Here is a 19,157-nt window from a genome sequence, read left to right as displayed (position 1 = left end):
GCGGTTCCGTGACGTCTGCGTCATGAGGTCGCCATCAGATCAGCCCGGCCAGCGGGCTCGACGGATCGGCATAGCGCCGCTGCCCCATCCGGCCGGCACGATAGGCGAGCCGCCCGGACTCGACCGCGGCCTTCATCGCCGCCGCCATCATCAGCGGATCCTTCGCCTCGGCGATCGCGGTGTTCATCAGCACGCCGTCGCAGCCAAGCTCCATCGCCACCGCCGCATCCGACGCGGTGCCGACGCCCGCATCGACGAGCACGGGCACCCCTGCCCCTCGACGATCAGCCGGATCGTCACGCGGTTCTGGATCCCCAGCCCCGAGCCGATCGGCGCGCCCAGCGGCATGATCGCGACCGCGCCGGCATTCTCCAGACGCTTCGTCGCGATCGGATCATCGACGCAATAGACCATCGGCTTGAAACCCTCGTTGGCGAGCGCTTCGGTCGCGCGCAGCGTCTCGACCATGTCGGGGTAGAGCGTCTTCGCCTCGCCGAGCACCTCGAGCTTCACGAGCTCCCAGCCCCCCGCCTCACGCGCCAGCCGCAGCGTGCGGATCGCCGATTCGGCATCGAAGCAGCCCGCGGTGTTGGGCAGATAGGTGACCTTCTTCGGGTCGATGAAGTCGGTCAGCATCGGCGCGTTGCGATCCGACACGTTGACGCGGCGGACGGCGACGGTGACGATCTCCGCGCCCGACGCCTCGACGGCAGCCGCGTTCTGCGCGAAATCCTTGTACTTGCCGGTCCCGACGATCAGCCGCGAACGGAATGTCTGCCCGGCGACCGTCCAGCGATCCGCGTCGATCGCTGCGACATGATCGCCGCCGCCGACGAAATGCACGATCTCCAGATCGTCGCCATCCTCGACCATCACCTCGGCCAGCGTCGAGCGCGGCACGACTTCCATGTTGCGTTCGACCGCGATCTTTTCGGGAATGAGTCCCAGTTCGGTCGCCAGCCCGGCAAGGCTGAGGCCGGCGGAGACCCGCTTGTGCTCGCCGTTCACGGTGATCGAGACGGTGCCGTCGGAGTGGGGCATGCAGAGTTTTCCGTTCGTTTCGACCGAAGTCGGGAAACCACCCGTCCGCTGCCGGTCTCATGTCTCGACTTCGCTCGACACGAACGGGTAAGGGAGGTGCATATAGGGGGTGGTTCGATGCCCCTGCAACCAGGAGCAGCCCTTGCCCGCGACAGTCTTCGTCCTGAACGGCCCCAACCTCAACCTGCTGGGCACGCGCGAACCGGAGATCTACGGCGACGAGACGCTCGACGACATTGCCGGCCAGCTTGAGGATCGCGCGCGCGAGCTCGACCTGACGATCGACATGCGCCAGTCGAATCACGAAGGGCATCTCGTCGACTGGATCCAGGAAGCGCAGGCGCGCGGCGCGAAGGCCGTCATCCTCAACGCCGGCGCGTTCACGCACACCTCGGTCGCGGTCCATGACGCGATCAAGGGCGTGAAGACGCCGGTGATCGAAGTGCATCTTTCCAATCCCCACGCACGTGAATCGTTCAGGCATGTAAGCCTGGTCGGGCAGGCGTCGAAGGGTACGATCGCGGGTTTCGGCGCGCTTTCGTATCTGCTCGCGCTTGAAGCCGTCGCACGGTTCTGACAGGAGGCCCCGCCATGACCGATACACCAGAAACCACAGGCGCAATGCAGGTCGACGTGACCCTGGTGCGCCAGCTCGCCGAACTGCTCGACACCACGCAGCTGACCGAGATCGAAGTCGAGGACGGCTCGCGCCGGATCCGCGTCGCGCGCAAGGCCGCACAGGCTGCGCCCGTTGCGCATTACGCGCCCGCCCCCGCCGCGCCCGCCGTCTCCGCACCGCTGGCGATCCCCCAGGCCGAGGTCGGCGCCTCCGCCCCGGCAATCAGCGCGAGCGCGGTCAAGTCGCCGATGGTCGGCACCGTCTATCTCGCCGCCAACCCGGAGGCGAAACCGTTCTCGACCGTCGGCCAGAAGGTCAATGCGGGCGACACGCTGCTGATCATCGAGGCGATGAAGGTGATGAACACGATCGTCGCGCCCTCGGCCGGCACCGTCACCGCGATCCTCGTCGAGAACGGCCAGCCGGTCGAATTCGACCAGCCGCTGGTCGTGGTCGAATAATGAAGCAAATCAAGAAGCTGCTCATTGCGAACCGCGGCGAGATCGCGCTGCGGATCCACCGTGCCTGCCATGAGATGGGCATCAAGACGGTGGCGGTCCATTCGACTGCCGACGCCGACGCGATGCACGTCCGGCTCGCGGACGAGGCGATCTGCATCGGACCGCCATCGGCCACCGACAGCTATCTGAACATCCCCAACATCATCTCCGCCGCCGAGATCAGCGGCGCGGACGCGATCCATCCGGGCTACGGCTTTCTCAGCGAGAACGCGCAGTTCGCCGAGATCGTCGAACTGCACAACATCCTGTTCGTCGGGCCCAAGCCCGAGCACATCCGCACGATGGGCGACAAGGTCCAGGCCAAGCGCACCGCAGGCGCGCTCGGGCTGCCGCTCGTCCCCGGCTCGGACGGCGCGATCAGCGACATCGCCGAGGCGAAGCGGATCGCCGACGAGATCGGCTATCCGGTGATCATCAAGGCCGCGTCGGGCGGCGGCGGCCGCGGGATGAAGGTCGTCAGCGACGCCGAAGACCTCGAGACGCAGATGCAGCAGGCCGGCAGCGAGGCGAAGGCCGCGTTCGGCGACGCCACCGTCTACATGGAAAAATATCTCGGCAATCCGCGGCATATCGAATTCCAGATCTTCGGCGACGGCGAGGGCAACGCGATCCATCTCGGCGAGCGCGACTGCTCGCTCCAGCGCCGCCACCAGAAGGTGCTCGAGGAAGCGCCTTCGCCGATCATCACCGCGGAAGAGCGCGAGCGGATGGGCGGGATCGTCGCCAAGGCGATGGCCGACATGGGCTATCGCGGCGCGGGGACGATCGAGTTCCTGTGGGAAGCGGGGGAATTCTACTTCATCGAGATGAACACCCGGCTTCAAGTCGAGCATCCGGTGACCGAGATGATCACCGGCCTCGATCTCGTGCGCGAACAGATCCGCATCGCCGAGGGGCATCCGCTGACGCTGCGCCAGGAAGATGTGCAGTTCCGCGGGCATGCGATCGAATGCCGCATCAACGCCGAGGATCCGCGCACTTTCGCGCCGTCGCCGGGGCTGGTGAAGCTCTATCATGCGCCGGGCGGGATGCATGTCCGCGTCGATAGCGGGCTTTATGCCGGCTACCGCGTGCCGCCTTATTACGACTCGATGGTCGCCAAGCTGATCGTCTACGGCGCGACGCGTCAGGGCGCGCTGCGGCGGTTGCGGCGTGCGCTCGAGGAAATGGTGATCGAGGGCGTCACGACGACGATTCCCCTGCACCGTGCACTGCTCGACGATCCCGAGTTCCAGGAAGGCGCTTACACGATCAAGTGGCTGGAAGAGTGGCTCGCCAAGCAGGGGGCTTAAGCGTCCCTGCTTCCACCCCAGCCGTCATCCCAGCGCACGCTGGGATCTCCCGCTTGGTTTGCGGTAAGATCCCAACGGGGAGATCCCAGCTTGCGCCGGGATGACGAGGGTCAACAATGACGACGGAGCATTCGTGAAGGCGACGATCTACCACAACCCACGCTGCTCAAAGTCTCGGGAGGCGCTCGCGCTGCTGCAGGATGCCGGCGCGGACGTCACGATCGTCGAATATCTGAAGACTCCCCGTCGCGCGCAGAACTTGTCCGGCTCTACGACCGCGCGGGGCTGACGCCGCGCCAGGGCCTGCGCATGGCGGAAGACGGCGCCAAGGCGGTCAAGCACGGCGATGCCGAGGCGATCCTCGACGCGATGATGATCGATCCGCTGCTGATCGAGCGTCCGCTGGTCGAGACCGAAAAGGGCGTCCGCCTCGGACGGCCCATCGCGCGGCTGCACGAAATCCTGTGACCGCTGCCCCTGCATCGTGCACATCCGTTCCGGATGCTGTATTTTCGGGCAGGGTTTCCAGATGAATCGGTCGTTGCCCGAGGCGGCGGCGACTGGCACGCTTGGTGCAAGGCGCCCTGTAGGGCGTTGGTTTCAACGACAATCGGGGGCGTACCTGTGAAAAAGATCGAAGCCATCATCAAGCCGTTCAAGCTTGATGAGGTGAAGGAAGCGCTGCACGAGATCGGCGTGAGCGGCATTACCGTGACCGAGGCGAAGGGCTTCGGCCGGCAGAAGGGCCATACCGAGCTGTATCGCGGCGCCGAATATGTCGTCGACTTCCTGCCCAAGGTGAAACTCGAGGTCGTCGTCGAGGACGGTCTGGCCCAGCGCGTCGTCGAGGCGATCGCCGCGGCCGCGCAGACCGGCCGGATCGGAGACGGCAAGATCTTCGTGATCCCGGTCGAGAGCGCGCTGCGCATCCGTACCGGCGAGCGCGACGACGACGCGATCTAACCGCTTCCCTGACACCGACTTCATTTGACGCGGCGCAACAATCTGTGGAAATAGCGCGCTGCGCCGCACTATCATTTCCGGCATATCTGCCGACCTATCGAGCAAAGAGGGCTTAGCATCATGGCAAATTCGGCCAACGACGTCCTGAAGATGATCAAGGACCAGGAGATCGAGTGGGTCGATCTGCGCTTCACCGATCCCAAGGGGAAGTGGCAGCATCTGACGATGGTCGCCAGCCTGATCGGCGAAGACGAGCTGACTGACGGCCTGATGTTCGACGGCTCGTCGATCGAGGGCTGGAAGGCGATCAACGAGAGCGACATGACGCTCAAGCCCGATCTCGACGCGGTCTATGTCGATCCGTTCTCGGCGACGCCGATGATGATCCTGATCTGCGACATCAGCGATCCGTCGACGGGCGAGCTGTACGCGCGCGATCCGCGCTCGACCGCCAAGCGCGCCGAGGCGTATCTGCTGACGACCGGCGTCGGCGACACCGTCTATGTCGGCCCCGAAGCCGAATTCTTCATGTTCGACGACGTCCGCTTCGAGAACAGCTATTCGACCAGCTATTACAAGATCGACGACATCGAGCTGCCGGGCAATTCCGGCCGCGAATATGAGGGCGGCAACCTCGGCCACCGTCCGCGCGCCAAGGGCGGCTATTTCCCGGTCGCCCCGGTCGACAGCGCCGTCGACATCCGCGGCGAGATGGTCTCGACGATGATCGAGATGGGCCTGCCCTGCGACAAGCATCACCACGAAGTCGCGGCCGCACAGCATGAGCTGGGCCTGACCTTCGGTACGCTGACGCAGACCGCGGATCGCATGCAGATCTACAAGTACGTCGTCCACCAGGTCGCGCATGCGTACGGCAAGACGGCGACGTTCATGCCCAAGCCGATCAAGGAGGACAACGGTTCGGGGATGCACACGCACTTCTCGATCTGGGACGGCAAGACGCCGCTGTTCGCCGGTAACGGCTATGCGGGCCTCAGCGACATGTGCCTGTATTTCATCGGCGGCATCATCAAGCACGCCAAGGCGGTCAATGCGTTCACCAACCCGTCGACCAACAGCTACAAGCGTCTCGTCCCCGGTTACGAAGCGCCGGTGCTGCTCGCCTATTCGGCCCGCAACCGCTCGGCATCGTGCCGCATTCCATACGGCACGGGCCCCAAGGCGAAGCGCGTCGAAGTGCGGTTCCCCGATGCGCTGGCCAACCCGTATCTCGCTTATGCGGCGCTGATGATGGCGGGCATGGACGGTATCCTGAACAAGATCCATCCGGGCGAGGCGATGGACAAGAACCTGTACGACCTGCCGCCGGCAGAGCTCGCACAGGTCCCGACCGTCGCGGGTTCGCTCCGCGAGGCGCTCGAATGCCTGCTCGCGGATCACGACTTCCTGCTCAAGGGCGACGTGTTCTCGAAGGACCAGATTGAGAGCTATGTCGAGATCAAGTATGCCGAGGTCGCGCGGTGGGAAATGACGCCGAGCCCCGTCGAGTATGACATGTACTACAGCGGCTAAGCTGCCGCGTCGGCAGCTTAGCCGCTGTCGGCCGGCGTCGCGTAGAGCGACGACCGACGACGTGGCTTCGCCACGGCGCTGACAGAGAAAAGGGCGCCCGGAGCAATCCGGGCGCCCTTTTTCGTTAGCGTATCTCGCAAGCTCTTCCCTGCACGGTCATCAAACGGCTCTCCGCTCGATAACCGTGTTTCCCCGCGAAGGCGGGGACCCAGTCTGGGCTCCCGCCTTCGCGGGAGAACAGGATTGCAGCGCGCTCAGGCCAGCAGCACGCTGCTCCCGAACGTCTCCCCCGCCTCGAGCGCCCGGTGCGCCTCGGCAGCCTCCTCCAGCGCGAAGGTCTGGCCGATCTCGGGCTTGAACGCGCCTTGTGCGAGCATCGCGAACACCCGGTCGACCATCGCCTGCCGTTGCTCGGCATAATCGAACAGCGTCGGGCGCGTCACGAACAGCGACCCCTTGGCCGCGAGCACGCCCAGATTGACGCCGTCCACCACGCCCCCCGCATTGCCATAGCTGACGATCAGCCCGCGCTTCGCCGCGCTGTCGAGCGATGCGGTCCACGTCGCGCCACCGACGCCGTCGAGCACCACGGGGACGCCCTTCCCGCCGGCGATCTCGCGCACCCGCGCGGCGATGTCCTCGGACCGGTGGAGGATGACGTGATCGGCCCCCGCCTTGCGCGTCCGCTCGGCCTTTGCCTCGCTCCCGACGCTCGCAATCACGGTGGCGCCGATCGCCTTCAGCCAGCCGACCAGGATATGCCCAACCCCGCCCGCGGCGGCATGGACGAGCACCGTCTGCCCCGCCTCGACGCGGGCGCAGCGTTCGATCAGGAACTCCGCGGTGCAGCCCTTGAGCAGGATCGCCGCCGCGGTGCGGTCGTCCAGTGTGTCAGGCAAATGGAAGAGCTCGGCCGCGGGCACGTTGCGCTCGCTGGCATAGGCCCCGCGCGTCGGGCCGAAGGTGCCGACGCGGTCGCCCGCAGCGAATCCCGTGACGCCCGCGCCCACCGCCATCACCACGCCGACCGCCTCGCTGCCGAGTCCCGAGGGCAGCGACACCGGATAGACGCCGCTGCGGTGATAGGTGTCGATATAGTTCAGCCCGACCGCGGTGTTGCGCATCCACACCTCGCCCTTGCCCGGCGCGGGCAGCTCGACGTCATCCCACCGGATCACCTCGGGCCCGCCGGTCGTCCTGATTGTCGCTACGCGTGCCATGCCCGTCTCCCGTTGATCCTGGCCCCTAACTAGGCGCCGCGTTTCGGGTTGCAACCGCCCGGCCCGACGCCCATTCCTTCACCAAACACGATGCGGAGAGGCATGATGAAGAGCTATCTGAAGCAGTATATCGACGGCGCGTGGGTCGACAGCGACGGCGGTCGCACCCATCAGGTCATCGACCCCTCGACCGAACAGCCCTGTACCGAGATCACGCTCGGCACCGCGGCCGATGTCGACAAGGCGGTCGCAGCCGCGCGTGCCGCGTTCGACAGCTGGAGCCAGACGAGCGTGCAGGAGCGGCTCGACGTGCTCGGCCGGATCATGACCGAATACAAGGCACGGATGCCCGATCTGGCCAAGGCGATGTCACAGGAGATGGGCGCACCGATGGCGCTCGCGTCGATGGCGCAGGCCCCGACCGGCCTCGCGCATTTCTCCGCGACCGCCAAGGCGCTGGCCGCGTTCGAATTCTCCGAAGTCATCGGCAAGGCGACCGTCGTGCACGAGCCGCTCGGCGTCGTCGCGATGATCACGCCGTGGAACTGGCCGCTCAACCAGATCTGCGCAAAGGTCGCGCCCGCGCTGGCGGCGGGCGACACGATGATCCTGAAGCCGTCGGAAGAGGCGCCGTCCTGCGCGATCATCCTCGCCGAGATCATGGATGCGGCCGGCGTCCCCGCGGGGGTGTTCAACCTCGTCAACGGCGATGGTCCGGGCGTCGGCGCGGCGCTGTCGAGCCACCGCGACGTCGACATGGTCAGCTTCACCGGCTCGACGCGCGCGGGCATCGCGGTGGCCCAGGCCGCCGCACCGACGGTCAAGCGCGTCCATCAGGAACTAGGCGGCAAGGCGGCGAACCTCGTGCTCGAGGGCGCCGACCTCGCCAGCGTGCTGCCGCCGACGGTGGCGGGTGTGCTCGCGAATTCGGGGCAGAGCTGCATCGCGCCGACGCGGCTGCTCGTCCATGCCAGCCAGGTCGCCGAGGCCACCGCGATCGTGAAGGCGATGATGGAGCAGACCAGGGTCGGCGACCCCGCCGAAATGGGCCAGCATATCGGCCCCGTCGTCAACAAGGCGCAGTTCGACAAGATCCAGGGGCTGATCCAGTCCGCGATCGACGAGGGTGCGACGCTGGTGACCGGCGGCGTGGGGCGTCCCGACGGGCGCAACGCGGGCTATTACATCCAGCCGACCTTGTTCGCCGATGTCCGCCCCGACATGCGGATCGCGCAGGAGGAGACGTTCGGCCCGGTCGCGACGATCACCGCCTATGCCGACCAGGACGAGGGCATCCGCATCGCCAACGCGACCGAATACGGGCTGTCCGCGACGATCTCGGGTGATCCCGCCGCCGCCGCGAAGGTCGCGCCGAAACTGCGCGCCGGGCTCGTCACGATCAATTCTTGGAGCCCCGACATCGGCGCGCCGTTCGGCGGCTACAAGCAATCAGGCAATGGTCGCGAGAACGGGCGCTACGGGCTGACCGACTTCATGGAGGTCAAGACCGTCGTCGGCCTGCCGGGCTGACATCCGTGCCGTGAAGCGCCTGCCCCGCTCCGGGGCGCGCTTCACGGGCAGCGAGCGCAGCGGTCAATAGTCGCGTGACACGCGCACGTTCGCGCTCTGCCGGCCGAGTGTCGAGATGCTCGACAGAAGCGAGAGCCAGCGCGTGACCTGGAACTCCACCTGGGTGGCGCTGTACCCCTGCCCATCGGTCACGATCTCCGCATAGAGCCGTCGCGTGACGTATTTGCCCGCGGCGATCGACGTCCCCTGCCCGGTCTGCGGATCGGCCGGCAGGATGCGCAGACGGTCGAGCCCGGCGGCGCGCCGGACCGCGTTGATCGGATTGATGCCATTGCCACCGTCCTGCAACGCCGCCACCGCGGCGGCGAGCTGCAAGGCCTCGGGCGCCGACAGGTTGGTGATCGACGTGCCGAACAACAGCCGTGACAGTAGTTCGTCCTGCGGCAAGGCGGGGGTGCTGGTAAACCCGATCTCGGGTTTGAGCGCATAGCCCGTCACCCGGATGGACGCGTTCAGTCCGGTGGAATCCGCATTGGCCTCGATATCGAGCGCGGGATTGGCGGGCACGCCGCCGTCGAAGCGGATCACCCCGCGCGCGAGCTCGAATTCGCGGCCGGCGAATTCATAGTCCCCCGGATCAGCGTCGCCCGCCCGGTGATCGCCGGGTTCTGCGGCTGGCCCGCAATCTGCAGGTTGGCGGACCATTCGCTCGTCAGACCGAGGCCACTGACCATCACCTGGTTGGGCGCGCGCGCCTTGATCGCCAGCGTCCAGGGCTGGGTTGGGGCCGCGACCTCCTCACCGCCATCGGGAAGGTTGATCTCGCGGATGTTGAGCTGTGGCACCGCGCTCGCCGCGGTCGCCTGCCCGAGCCGGTAGCGGCTCTTGTTCATGACCACGTCTCCGGCGATTACCCCGCCGCGGCCGTCGGACGTGAAGGTCAGCGGTCCGCTGACGGTCGCGCCGATATCGTCGCGGTTGATCATCACCGCATTGTCGGCCAGCAACCGCAGATCGATGCCAAGGCCGTTTCTGGCGGCGAAGTCGAATCCGCCCGTGCCCGTCACGCGCCCGCCCTTGCCCGCATCGGCCGCAAAGCGATCGATGACCAGGCGCGAGCCGCCGAACCGTCCCGTCGCCTGCACGTTCGACAGGATCGTCCCCGTCGTACCGCTCTCGATCCTCGCATTGGTCGCGCGAACGACGCCGCGAATGACGGGATTGTCGAGCGTACCGGCGACGTCCGCGCCGATCGCGACCGGTCCCGACAGATCGAACAGCTCGACCCCCGTCAGCCGCCAGAGCGTATCGGCGGGGCCGCTGTAGCGCACCTGCCCGAACAGCCGCGCCGCGCTGATCCGCGTCGCCAGATCGCCCGGACCGAGCGGCGACAACTGCGCCTGCGCACGCCCGATCGTCTTGCCGGCGGATGCGACGACGGCGCGCAACCCCAGCTTGTCGGGCGAGAGCAGCGCGGCGATGCCGACGTCGATCGGCTGCGACGACAGCACAAGCCCCGCGCGGCTCAACCCGCGGATCGTCAGGTCGGCCTTGCCGGTCGGTGCCGCACCATTTGCGGTGACGATGCTGAAACTGCCCGAGGCGAGCCCGCCAAGGCCCAGCCCCGGATAGCCGATATCCATGATCGCCAGCGGCATTCGCGTCAGGCTCGCATCGATTGCGGTCGTCGCGGCAGTAAATCGTCCCCCGACCATCGCCTCCCCGCCCGAAAAGCTCAGCCGGGTCGGTGCAAGCCGCCACCCGTCGCCGTCGCGTGTCACGATCGCCGGCGACAGAAGTTTGAGCGGGCGGCGATCGAGCGTTCCCTGTGCGGCGATGCTGTAGCTGTCCGCCGTCACCTGCGTGACGCTCTGGATGTCGAAACCGCGACCACGCGACCCCGCGATCGATGCCCTGATCTGTCCGACGCCCCCGCGCAGCGACGCGGTGCCGCCGAGCCGCGCGATGCTCAGCTTGCCCCGCCGCAGCCCTTGTGCGGTCACCTTCGCCTCGATCGACGTTCCCGCGGGATCGAGCACCGTCACGAGGTCGAGGTGACCGCGACTGAGCGTCCAGCCCGCGAGCGCGCCGGTACGGGCATCGAGATGCGCCTCGATCCGCTGATCGTCGCCGACCGGACGGAACAGCAATTCGCCGGACAGGCCGCCACCGCTGACCGCGAGCCGGCCGTTGAAGCCGCCAGCGACGATCGCCAGGTTGCCGGTAGCGCGGGTCCCGCTGACGTCGAGCGCGCCGATCGCGATCGTCGCTCCGGCGCCGCGTGGCAGCAGGATCGCGCCATTCGCGGTGAACGGTCCGAGTCGCGACCCGCCCGCCGCATTGAACGCATAGCCCTGGGCGGTCGGATCAAGATGCGCGCGGACGTTCGACAGGCCGAGCGTCGCATTGGGCTGAGCGAAGACGAGATCGAGCGTCGGCCGATCGATCCTGCCGTCGAGCGTCAGCGTCACCGCGCCATAGGTCTGCTGGCGCCCGCCGCCTTCGAAATGGAAGCTGCCGTCGCGACGCCGGTATCCGTTGCCGCGAAGCTGGATCTGCGGGGCCACGAGAACGAGATCGGTGAAGTGGAGGATGCCGTCGGCTGTCCGCTCGAGCTTCGCGGTAAGCCGCGGAAGGCCCCCGCCAGGCTCCGGAAAAAGGCGTTGTCGAGGCGTATCATCTGCGCCGATCCCTGTCCGACGACGCGCGTGCCCCTGCCATTGGGGCCGGGCACCACGCGCAGGTCGGACTTGACGTCGACGATGCCGAGCCCCGGGATCAGATACCGCCCGAGCGTTCCGTTCACCCCGACCTCGAACCGTCCGGTCCGCAGGTCCAGTTGCAGGTTGATCCGTCCGTTGAGCTTGTCGGATCGCAGCACGAGGTCGTCGCCGGTGAGCAGCGCGGGGGTGATCCGGAAGCGTCCATCGACCGACAGGTTGCGCAGGATGCCGCCCGCGACATCGCCGACCCCCGTCACGCGCGCCGCGGTAAAGCGGATCGGGACGATCACGGGCGCGGCGGACAACCGCCCCTTGCCCGCCGCGCGCGCGCGCTCGAATCCGGTCTTGTCGAAGGCGATACGCTCGGCGTCGATGCGATAATCGAAGCTGGCGGTCGCGAACGGACCGTCGAGGATCGTCCGGACTTCGATCGCACGTCCACTCATCGTTCCGATCAGCGCCGATGGCTGCAGCAGCCGCGCCTTGATCCGCACGTCGCGGAACGCATTCGCGCCGAGATCGACAATGCCCGTCGTGTCGATCGCCAGCGCGCGCGACCGCACCGAAAGCTGTCCATCGATCCGCCGCCGTTCGAAGGTGGCCGCACCGTTCACCCGAATGCGTGGCGCGGTCAGGCGCTGGAGCCGCCCGGTCAGTATCGCGGACGGGGCGAGCGTACCCGACAAGCCATAGCGGCCGCGGGTCTGCTCGAGCGCGAGGTCGATGACATCGGTACCACCCGCCCGCCCCTGGCGCGTCCGGTCCAGCGTGCCCAGCTGCCGTCACCGGTCACGTCGAGGACGACGCTGCGCCGGACGCCTGCCATGCGGGCGAGAACACCGTCGGCGGCGCCCTGCGCCGATACGTCGATGTCGAAGCGATCGCGCGCGGGTTCCGCGTCGATCCGCAACTTCACCCGATCGCTCCCGGCAACGCGTGCCGCGAGATCGACCAGCGCGCGCCCGGACCGGATGTCGGCGCGCCCATCGAGCCGCGCGACGCGCCGGGTGCCGAGCACGCCACGCGCGAGGGTCAGCTGCCCCACCGAAAGCCGGGCGATGCGGATATCGAAATCGGGCAGGATCGGTGTGTGCGTGCGCGACGGGCGCGTCCGCGGCGTGTGCAGCAGCGCCGCCCGATCGATCGCCAGACGATCGATATCGAGCGTGTTGGAGAACCAGCGGAACGGGGACCAGTCGAGCGCGACACGCGGCGCCTCGAACACCAGCCCGTCGAGATCGTAGACGCGGAGGTCGACCAGCCGCGTGTTCGAATAGAGCGAGCCGTCGATCCGGCCGACGGTGAACCGCAGCCCGTTCGCGGTGCGGATGTCGCCGATCCGGTTCGCGACATAGCGATGCCCGATATCCGTATCGACGACGAGCAGCGCGGTCGCGACGATCGCCAGCAGCGCGATGATCGCCCCGACCAGCCACCGCCACCAGCGGATGCCGCGCGTGCGCGACGTCGCCGGGGGTGGCGTTTCGACCTGATCCTGCGCGTCCATCAGAATGCCTGACCGAGCGACACGTAGACGGCTATCCGGCTGTCACCAGGCTGCGGATTGATCGGCGTCCCGACATCGAGCCTGATCGGTCCGAAGTTCGAATAATAGCGCACGCCGATCCCGGTGCCATATTGCAGGCCGGTGAATTTGGGCAGCGGCGAGGTATAGATATTGCCGGCGTCGAGGAACGGCACGACGCCGAAATTGCCGAACGCCTTGACGCGTGCCTCGATCGAGAATTCGGTCAGGCTGCGGCCTCCGATCGGGTCGTTGTTGGGGTCGCGTGGGCCGATCGACTGATAGCCATAGCCGCGGACCGATGCGCCGCCGCCCGCGTAGAAGCGCCGCGACGGCGCCACCTCGTCGCGCGGTGCCCCCACGATCGTCCCGAGGCGCGTGCGCCCGGCGATGACGATTCCGTCCCGCACCGTATGGTACACGCTGGCATCGACCTGCGTCCGGGCATAGCCGAACACCGAGCCCTGGAACGATGCCTCGGGACTGAGCCGGCCACCAAGCCGGAACCCGCGCGTCGGATTGAGCAGGTCGTTGGACCCGTCATAGTTCAGGCTGGTCGGGAGCGCGCCGATGAAGAAGGTCCGCCGCCTCGGGTCGCCCGTCGTGACGATCACGTCGCGCTCGTCAGAGGCGACGAGTTCGGCACCGAGCGACCAGGTCCAGGTTTTCTGAAAGAAGATGTTCGTCTGCCGCTCGACGCTGCCGGCGAGCGTGAAGGTGCGCGCGTCGAAGGCGTCGCGATTGATGTGCACCGCCGAGACCTGCGCGGTCAGCACGCGGTCGCGCGCATGGAAATTGTTGCGGCGATAGACGATCGACCCGAGTTGCTCCTGCGTGCCGATCACGCTGCGCAGCGTCAGTGCACCCTCGGGCCGAAACAGGTTGCGGTGCGTCCAGCTGACCTCCGCCCGCGCGCCCTCCCCCGTGCCGTAGCCCAGTTCACCGGCGATCGTATGCGGGGGCGCGGGGTCCAGCTTGACGCCGATATCGACGCTGTCCGCGGTCGCGCCGGCGATCGGCCTGACCTCGACCGAGGATACCAGGCTCGTCTGCACCAGCGCACGACGCAGGTCGTCGAGGTCGTTCGCATCATAGGGCTGGCCGGGCGAGAAGCGCGCGATCTCCTGGACATGACCGGCGTCGAACACGCGGTTCCCGGGCAACGCGACGATCCGGCCGAACCGCTTGGCACCGCCGGGAACCACCGACAGGTCGAGCGTTGCGGTCCTGGTGGCATGGTCGACCACGATCGCCGAGTCGCCGACCTTGGCGAACGGAAAGCCCTCGCGCCCGATCTGCGTCGTCAGTTGCGCCTCGCCGGCCACGATCGCGTCCGAATTGACCGGGTCATCGGCCTTGACCCCGAACGCCTTGGCGAGTGCCGGTGCCTTGTCCCCGGCCGCCGCGAGCCCGTCGATCGTGACGCCCTTGAAGACATAGCGCGTACCGGGTTCCGCGGAGACGATCACGAGCGGCTTGGCGCCGGGTTCGACCCGCGTCGACACGCGCGCATCGTAATAGCCTTCCGCGCGAAGCAGGCTGTTGAGCAGATCGGCGTCCTCATGCGCCCGCCGGTCGATCTGTGCGGCATTCGCGACCTCGCCGTCATTGGCGTTGAGCGTCGACAATTGCCTGAAGCGCAGTTTCAACAGCGTGTTGTCGATGCCGTCGATACCGTCGAGTCGCCACACATAGCGCGCCTCGGCCACCGCATCGGTGGTCGTCGCGATCGTCACCGGATCCGCAGGCGACGCCGCGAGGTCGGGCCACGCCACGCCGATATCGGGCATCGCGTCGAGCGGCGCATTCGGATCGAGCGCAACCTGTCCGGCCGGATCCTGCACCCGTGCGGTGCCGGCGGGCGTGCCCGTGGCCGGTACCGCGTCGCGCGCCGACGCCGCTGTCTGCGCGACCGCAACGGACGTCGCGGTGAAACCGGGTACGACAAGGATGGCGGTGGCCGTGCCGAGCCGGACCCACCCGAAGCGGAACACCATGACCGCGTCCTAGCCGGGCTTCCGTCCGCGCGACAGTCATTCGTGACGCATTTTCGCCACGTTTCATCATGGAGCTTCGGAAACTTGGCGGGCGATCAATCGATTAGGACAGCTGCGCCGGGTTGCGTGCCGCCAGCCCCCCGGCCGAGTCCCCCGTCACGTCGATAGCAAGCTGGTATCGCGCACGATGTCGTGGCAGGCACAGCCTATGTCTGAAAAACGTCCCAGTGCCGCCGGCGGCGCCCTCATTGCGCTCGGTATTCTCGCAGGTGCCGCGATCGGATTCGCGATCGGGCAGGCGACACCCGGGCTGCTGATCGGCACCGCGATCGGTGTCGCCGCGGCGGTCGTGATCTGGATGCGGGACCGCCGCTAGTCGGGCTCGCGCATCTGCCAGACGACACGGCCGATCACGACGACGTCACCGGCGGGCACCGCGTCTGCATCCGGATTGTCGCTCGTCACCGTCAGCGTGCCCCGCGATGTCGCGACACGTTTGACCATCACGAGATCGCCGATCCTGACGACATAGGGAGCCCCGCGTGATCGTGGTGCCCGGTCGGCCGTGTCGACGACGATATGGTCGCCGTCGCGAAACCCCGGCTCCATCGAGCTTCCCCTGACGCGGATGATCGCGGCCTTGCCGTCGCGCAGGCCGAGCCGGCGCGCGAGAGCGCGATCGATCACGTCGGTGCCGACGACGACCTCTTCGTCGACGAGGGTACCGGGTCCGGCCGACGCCCGCACCGCCAGCCGCGCGATGCGGAACCCCGTCGCCTCGACGGCATCGCCCCCCAGGATGGCCTCGGCCACGCCGAAATATTGCGCGAGTGTCCGGCGATCGCCCTCCGCCAGTCGCCGTGGCGACCCGCGCTTCACGAACTGTTGCAGATAGGCCGCGTTGCGCCCGAGCATCGACGACAAGGCTGCAAGGCTGTCGCCGCGCGCCTCGGCGAGGACCGCCAACGTCTCCCGGGGATCTGCGTTCGGCATGCCCGACCATAGCATAGGAAAAATCCTAGACAAGCCGCGCGCAAAAGAACAAAGGAAGAACACGGCGAATCCAGCGGGGATCGCGTCGAAAACCGGAGGGCAGGCGGATGGATGTGCTGACGAAAATAGACGAGTATCTCGCAGAGGCCGGAATGCCGCCCACCACGTTCGGACGGCTGGCTGCGCGCGATCCAGGGCTGGTCCGGGATCTGCGTCGCGGTCGCAGGCCGCGCCCGCCGATGATGGCGCGCCTGCATGGTTTCTTGAACCGCCATCACGCCGGCCATCAGGCATGAGGATGGAGGAGATCCGCCGCCCCGATGCCGCGACGCTGTTCACGCGGGCGCTTCGCAGCGAGGCGACCACCGCGGGCCATGCGATCGACCTCACGGAGATCGCGAGCCGGTGCTGGTCGAGCGCGACGTTCACGGGGGACCAGATCCTGCTCAGGATCGTCGTCGCGTCGGCAACGCAGGATGGCATACCCGGTATTCTATCCTGGCTGTCGACGCTTCCCGAAGCCGCTTTCTGCCTGCGCGGGCATATCGTCGCCGATCTGGCAATCGACTCATCCGCGGTGATCGGCGCGGAAGTGCACGCAACCATCGCCGTGCTCACACTGATCGACGTCTAAACGCCCGCGTGGGGCTGGACTTTCGACCGCCGAACCACGAAGTCGGCGGTCAACGAAGGAGATGACGATGGCCGGGATGGGCAAGTTCGACTGGGCAGATCCGTTCCTGCTCGACGATCAGTTGAGCGAGGACGAGCGCATGATCCGCGACACCGCGCGCGCCTATGCGGAGGACAAGCTGGCGCCGCGGATCATCGACGCGTTCCAGCACGAGCATACCGATCCCGCGATTTTCCGCGAGATGGGGGATCTCGGGTTGCTCGGGCCTACCATTCCGGAAGAATATGGCGGCGTCGGCGCGTCCTATGTCGCCTATGGCCTCGTCGCACGCGAGGTGGAGCGGATCGACTCGGGCTATCGCTCGATGATGTCGGTGCAGTCGAGCCTCGTCATGTATCCGATCAACGCGTTCGGCTCCGAGTCGCAGAAGAAGAAATATCTGCCCAAGCTCGCGACGGGCGAGTGGATCGGCTGTTTCGGGCTGACCGAGCCCGATGCCGGCTCCGATCCCGGCGGGATGACGACGCGCGCGAAGAAGACGGCCAATGGCTATGTCATCTCGGGCGCCAAGACGTGGATCTCGAACTCGCCGATCGCCGACGTGTTCGTCATCTGGGCAAAGTCCGACGAGCATGGCGGCGGCATCCGCGGCTTCATCCTCGAACGCGGCATGAAGGGGCTCGAGACGCCCAAGATCGAGGGCAAGCTGTCGCTCCGCGCATCGATCACCGGCATGGTGATGATGGACGAGGTCGAGGTCGGCGAGGATGCGCTGCTGCCCGACGTGCAGGGGTTGAAGGGGCCGTTCGGCTGCCTCAACCGCGCACGCTACGGGATTTCGTGGGGCGCACTCGGTGCCGCCGAATTCTGTTTCCACGCCGCGCGCCAATATGGCCTCGATCGCAACCAGTTCGGCACGCCGCTCGCCGGACGCCAGCTGTTCCAGAAGAAGCTGGCGGACATGGAGACCGAGATCGCGCTCGGGCTGCAGGCAAGCTTGCGCGTCGGGCGGTTGATGGACGAGGGCCGGTTCGCGCCCGAGATGGTCTCGATCGTCAAGCGCAACAACGTCGGCAAGGCGCTGGATATCGCGCGGATGAGCCGCGACATGCACGGCGGCAACGGCATTTCGGGCGAGTATCAGGTGATGCGCCACCTGATGAACCTCGAGACGGTCAACACGTACGAGGGCGCGCACGACGTCCACGCGCTGATCCTCGGCCGCGCGATCACGGGTATCGCGGCGTTTTGAGAGCGGCACACCTGCGGTCTTACCACCCCGGCGAAGGCCGGGGCCCAATTGGGGGACGCACCTTGGCTAATGTTGCGCCCAGTTACTTCCACCTTCCCAATTGGGCCCCGGCCTTCGCCGGGGTGGTGGTGGTGTGATCGTGGAAGCCAAACCCACCCCCTCGCCGGCCTCAAAGTCGTCGAACTCGCGCGCATTCTTGCCGGTCCGTGGGCGGGGCAGGTGCTCGCCGATCTCGGCGCCGACGTCGTCAAGATCGAGAGCCCCGCCGGCGACGACACGCGCAGCTGGGGCCCGCCGTTCATCGACAACCCCGACGGAACCCGCGACGCCGCCTATTTCCACGCCGCCAACCGCGGGAAGCGCTCGGTCGTCGCCGACTTCACCACCCCCGAAGGCCACGCGCTCGTCCGCGACCTGATCGCCGACGCAGACGTCGTCATCGAGAATTTCAAGGTCGGCGGGCTCGCCAAATACGGGCTCGACTATGCCACGCTGTCGGCGATCAACCCCCGCCTCGTCTATTGCTCGATCACCGGCTTCGGCCAGGACGGCCCCTATGCCCCCCGCGCCGGCTACGACTTCATCGTCCAGGGCATGAGCGGGATCATGGACCTGACCGGCGAGCCCGAGGGGGCGCCGCAGAAGATCGGCGTCGCCTTCGCCGACATCCTGACCGGGTTATATTCGGTGATCGCGATCCAGGCCGCGCTCGCGATGCGCGAGCGGACCGGCGAGGGTCAGCAGATCGACATGGCGCTGCTCGACACGATGACCGGGGTGCTCGCCAATCAGGCGATGAACTGGTTCGCCAGCGGCGTCTCGCCAACGCGCGTCGGCAACGCGCACATGAACGTGTGCCCCTATGCCGTCTTCCCGACGAGCGACGGCTGGTTCATCCTCGCGGTCGGCAATGACGGGCAGTTCCGGCGGTTCTGCGACGCGATGGCGCTGCCCGAGATGCGCGACGATCCGCGGTTCGCGACGAATGCCGGCCGGCTCGCCTTCAAGGACATATTGTTCGCCGGCATCGAGACGGCGACCTCGCAGGTGCCCAAGCTGGAATTGCTCGCGCGGCTGGAGGCGGTCGGCGTGCCCGCCGGGCCGATCAACACCGTCGCGCAGGCGTTCGACGATCCGCAGGTGATCGCGCGCGGGATGCGGATCGATGCCGAGCGAGCGGATGGCTCGACCATCCCCGGCCTCCGCACGCCGATCCGCTTCTCCGACGCCGACCTCGCGACCGGCCGCGCCGCGCCGCCCCTTCCGCGTCCGTCATCCTGACGAAAGTCAGGATCCAGAGCCACGAGCGTCATC

Annotated in this window: 14 protein-coding genes and 3 pseudogenes; 12 read left to right on the top strand and 5 right to left on the bottom strand. The window is 67.2% G+C overall.

What is annotated here, in order from left to right:
* Positions 1-34 precede the first annotated feature (34 nt).
* Positions 35-1,041 (bottom strand): annotated as a pseudogene (gene thiS / locus QP165_RS15485) (sulfur carrier protein ThiS).
* Between the two features lie 142 nt (positions 1,042-1,183).
* Here thiS and aroQ point away from each other — a divergent pair.
* From aroQ to glnA, 6 genes and pseudogenes are all read left to right on the top strand, one after another.
* Positions 1,184-1,618 carry a type II 3-dehydroquinate dehydratase gene (gene aroQ / locus QP165_RS15480; protein WP_056021066.1) on the top strand — a complete coding sequence of 145 codons (435 nt, stop codon included), beginning with the start codon at positions 1,184-1,186 and terminating at the stop codon, positions 1,616-1,618.
* Positions 1,619-1,632: 14 nt separating this feature from the next.
* The gene (gene accB, locus QP165_RS15475) at positions 1,633-2,121 is read left to right on the top strand and encodes an acetyl-CoA carboxylase biotin carboxyl carrier protein (RefSeq protein ID WP_037527677.1); all 489 of its coding nucleotides are present in this window, start codon (positions 1,633-1,635) and stop codon (positions 2,119-2,121) included.
* Positions 2,121-3,473, top strand: coding sequence for an acetyl-CoA carboxylase biotin carboxylase subunit (gene accC / locus QP165_RS15470; RefSeq protein WP_056021063.1), 1,353 nt, complete (start codon positions 2,121-2,123; stop codon positions 3,471-3,473). The genes accB and accC overlap by 1 nt, the downstream gene beginning before the upstream one ends.
* A 133-nt stretch (positions 3,474-3,606) precedes the next feature.
* Positions 3,607-3,941: pseudogene (locus tag QP165_RS15465) on the top strand (ArsC/Spx/MgsR family protein).
* Between the two features lie 156 nt (positions 3,942-4,097).
* A complete protein-coding gene (locus QP165_RS15460; RefSeq protein WP_055875939.1) occupies positions 4,098-4,436 on the top strand; it encodes a P-II family nitrogen regulator in 339 nt (112 codons plus the stop codon).
* A 120-nt stretch (positions 4,437-4,556) separates the two neighbouring features.
* On the top strand, positions 4,557-5,969 hold the full coding sequence (glnA, locus tag QP165_RS15455) for a type I glutamate--ammonia ligase (protein WP_333996293.1): 1,413 nt from the start codon (positions 4,557-4,559) through the stop codon (positions 5,967-5,969).
* A gap of 254 nt (positions 5,970-6,223) precedes the next feature.
* Here glnA and QP165_RS15450 read toward each other — a convergent pair whose 3' ends face one another.
* On the bottom strand, positions 6,224-7,189 hold the full coding sequence (locus QP165_RS15450; protein ID WP_333996292.1) for a quinone oxidoreductase family protein: 966 nt from the start codon (positions 7,187-7,189) through the stop codon (positions 6,224-6,226).
* Between the two features lie 105 nt (positions 7,190-7,294).
* Between QP165_RS15450 and QP165_RS15445 the strand changes: the two genes are divergently transcribed.
* Positions 7,295-8,719: an aldehyde dehydrogenase family protein gene (locus tag QP165_RS15445; protein ID WP_333996291.1), complete on the top strand. Its 1,425-nt coding sequence runs from the start codon at positions 7,295-7,297 to the stop codon at positions 8,717-8,719.
* A gap of 63 nt (positions 8,720-8,782) precedes the next feature.
* On the opposite strand, the pseudogene QP165_RS15440 reads toward QP165_RS15445, so the two are convergent.
* Together QP165_RS15440 and QP165_RS15435 are read right to left on the bottom strand one after the other, a co-directional pair.
* A pseudogene (locus QP165_RS15440) lies at positions 8,783-12,949 on the bottom strand (translocation/assembly module TamB domain-containing protein).
* Positions 12,949-14,964, bottom strand: a complete 2,016-nt coding sequence (locus QP165_RS15435) for an autotransporter assembly complex protein TamA (RefSeq protein ID WP_333996290.1) — start codon at positions 14,962-14,964, stop codon at positions 12,949-12,951. The pseudogene QP165_RS15440 and the gene QP165_RS15435 overlap by 1 nt, the downstream one beginning before the upstream one ends.
* A 208-nt stretch (positions 14,965-15,172) precedes the next feature.
* On the opposite strand from QP165_RS15435, the gene QP165_RS15430 reads away from it, so the two are divergent.
* Positions 15,173-15,340, top strand: coding sequence for a DUF2207 domain-containing protein (locus tag QP165_RS15430; protein ID WP_162235475.1), 168 nt, complete (start codon positions 15,173-15,175; stop codon positions 15,338-15,340).
* On the opposite strand, the gene QP165_RS15425 is transcribed toward QP165_RS15430, so the two are convergent.
* On the bottom strand, positions 15,337-15,957 hold the full coding sequence (locus QP165_RS15425) for a S24 family peptidase (RefSeq protein WP_333996289.1): 621 nt from the start codon (positions 15,955-15,957) through the stop codon (positions 15,337-15,339). The genes QP165_RS15430 and QP165_RS15425 overlap by 4 nt on opposite strands.
* A gap of 107 nt (positions 15,958-16,064) precedes the next feature.
* On the opposite strand from QP165_RS15425, the gene QP165_RS15420 reads away from it, so the two are divergent.
* The 4 genes from QP165_RS15420 to QP165_RS15405 all read left to right on the top strand — a co-directional run bounded on the left by QP165_RS15420 (position 16,065) and on the right by QP165_RS15405 (position 19,124).
* Positions 16,065-16,253, top strand: coding sequence for a hypothetical protein (locus tag QP165_RS15420; protein ID WP_333996288.1), 189 nt, complete (start codon positions 16,065-16,067; stop codon positions 16,251-16,253).
* Positions 16,250-16,591, top strand: coding sequence for a hypothetical protein (locus tag QP165_RS15415; RefSeq protein WP_333996287.1), 342 nt, complete (start codon positions 16,250-16,252; stop codon positions 16,589-16,591). Before QP165_RS15420 ends, QP165_RS15415 begins: the two co-directional genes overlap by 4 nt.
* Before the next feature lie 67 nt (positions 16,592-16,658).
* Positions 16,659-17,843: an acyl-CoA dehydrogenase gene (locus QP165_RS15410; protein WP_333996286.1), complete on the top strand. Its 1,185-nt coding sequence runs from the start codon at positions 16,659-16,661 to the stop codon at positions 17,841-17,843.
* Positions 17,844-17,942: 99 nt separating this feature from the next.
* On the top strand, positions 17,943-19,124 hold the full coding sequence (locus tag QP165_RS15405; RefSeq protein ID WP_333997050.1) for a CaiB/BaiF CoA transferase family protein: 1,182 nt from the start codon (positions 17,943-17,945) through the stop codon (positions 19,122-19,124).
* Positions 19,125-19,157: the final 33 nt, after the last annotated feature.

The sequence above is a fragment of the Sphingomonas sp. 22R3R2A-7 genome (assembly GCF_036856055.1).
GTDB lineage: Bacteria > Pseudomonadota > Alphaproteobacteria > Sphingomonadales > Sphingomonadaceae > Sphingomonas.
Note: the sequence above shows the minus strand (reverse complement) of the source record. Positions and strands in the feature narration are given on the sequence as shown.

Coding starts and splice junctions, on each gene's coding strand:
- QP165_RS15415 (WP_333996287.1), top strand. CDS start 16,250: ATGAGGATGGAGGAGATCCGCCGCCCCGATGCCGCGACGCTGTTCACG.
- QP165_RS15430 (WP_162235475.1), top strand. CDS start 15,173: ATGTCTGAAAAACGTCCCAGTGCCGCCGGCGGCGCCCTCATTGCGCTC.
- QP165_RS15410 (WP_333996286.1), top strand. CDS start 16,659: ATGGCCGGGATGGGCAAGTTCGACTGGGCAGATCCGTTCCTGCTCGAC.
- QP165_RS15420 (WP_333996288.1), top strand. CDS start 16,065: ATGGATGTGCTGACGAAAATAGACGAGTATCTCGCAGAGGCCGGAATG.
- glnA (WP_333996293.1), top strand. CDS start 4,557: ATGGCAAATTCGGCCAACGACGTCCTGAAGATGATCAAGGACCAGGAG.
- QP165_RS15450 (WP_333996292.1), bottom strand. CDS start 7,189: ATGGCACGCGTAGCGACAATCAGGACGACCGGCGGGCCCGAGGTGATC.
- accC (WP_056021063.1), top strand. CDS start 2,121: ATGAAGCAAATCAAGAAGCTGCTCATTGCGAACCGCGGCGAGATCGCG.
- QP165_RS15425 (WP_333996289.1), bottom strand. CDS start 15,957: ATGCCGAACGCAGATCCCCGGGAGACGTTGGCGGTCCTCGCCGAGGCG.
- QP165_RS15445 (WP_333996291.1), top strand. CDS start 7,295: ATGAAGAGCTATCTGAAGCAGTATATCGACGGCGCGTGGGTCGACAGC.
- accB (WP_037527677.1), top strand. CDS start 1,633: ATGACCGATACACCAGAAACCACAGGCGCAATGCAGGTCGACGTGACC.
- QP165_RS15435 (WP_333996290.1), bottom strand. CDS start 14,964: ATGGTGTTCCGCTTCGGGTGGGTCCGGCTCGGCACGGCCACCGCCATC.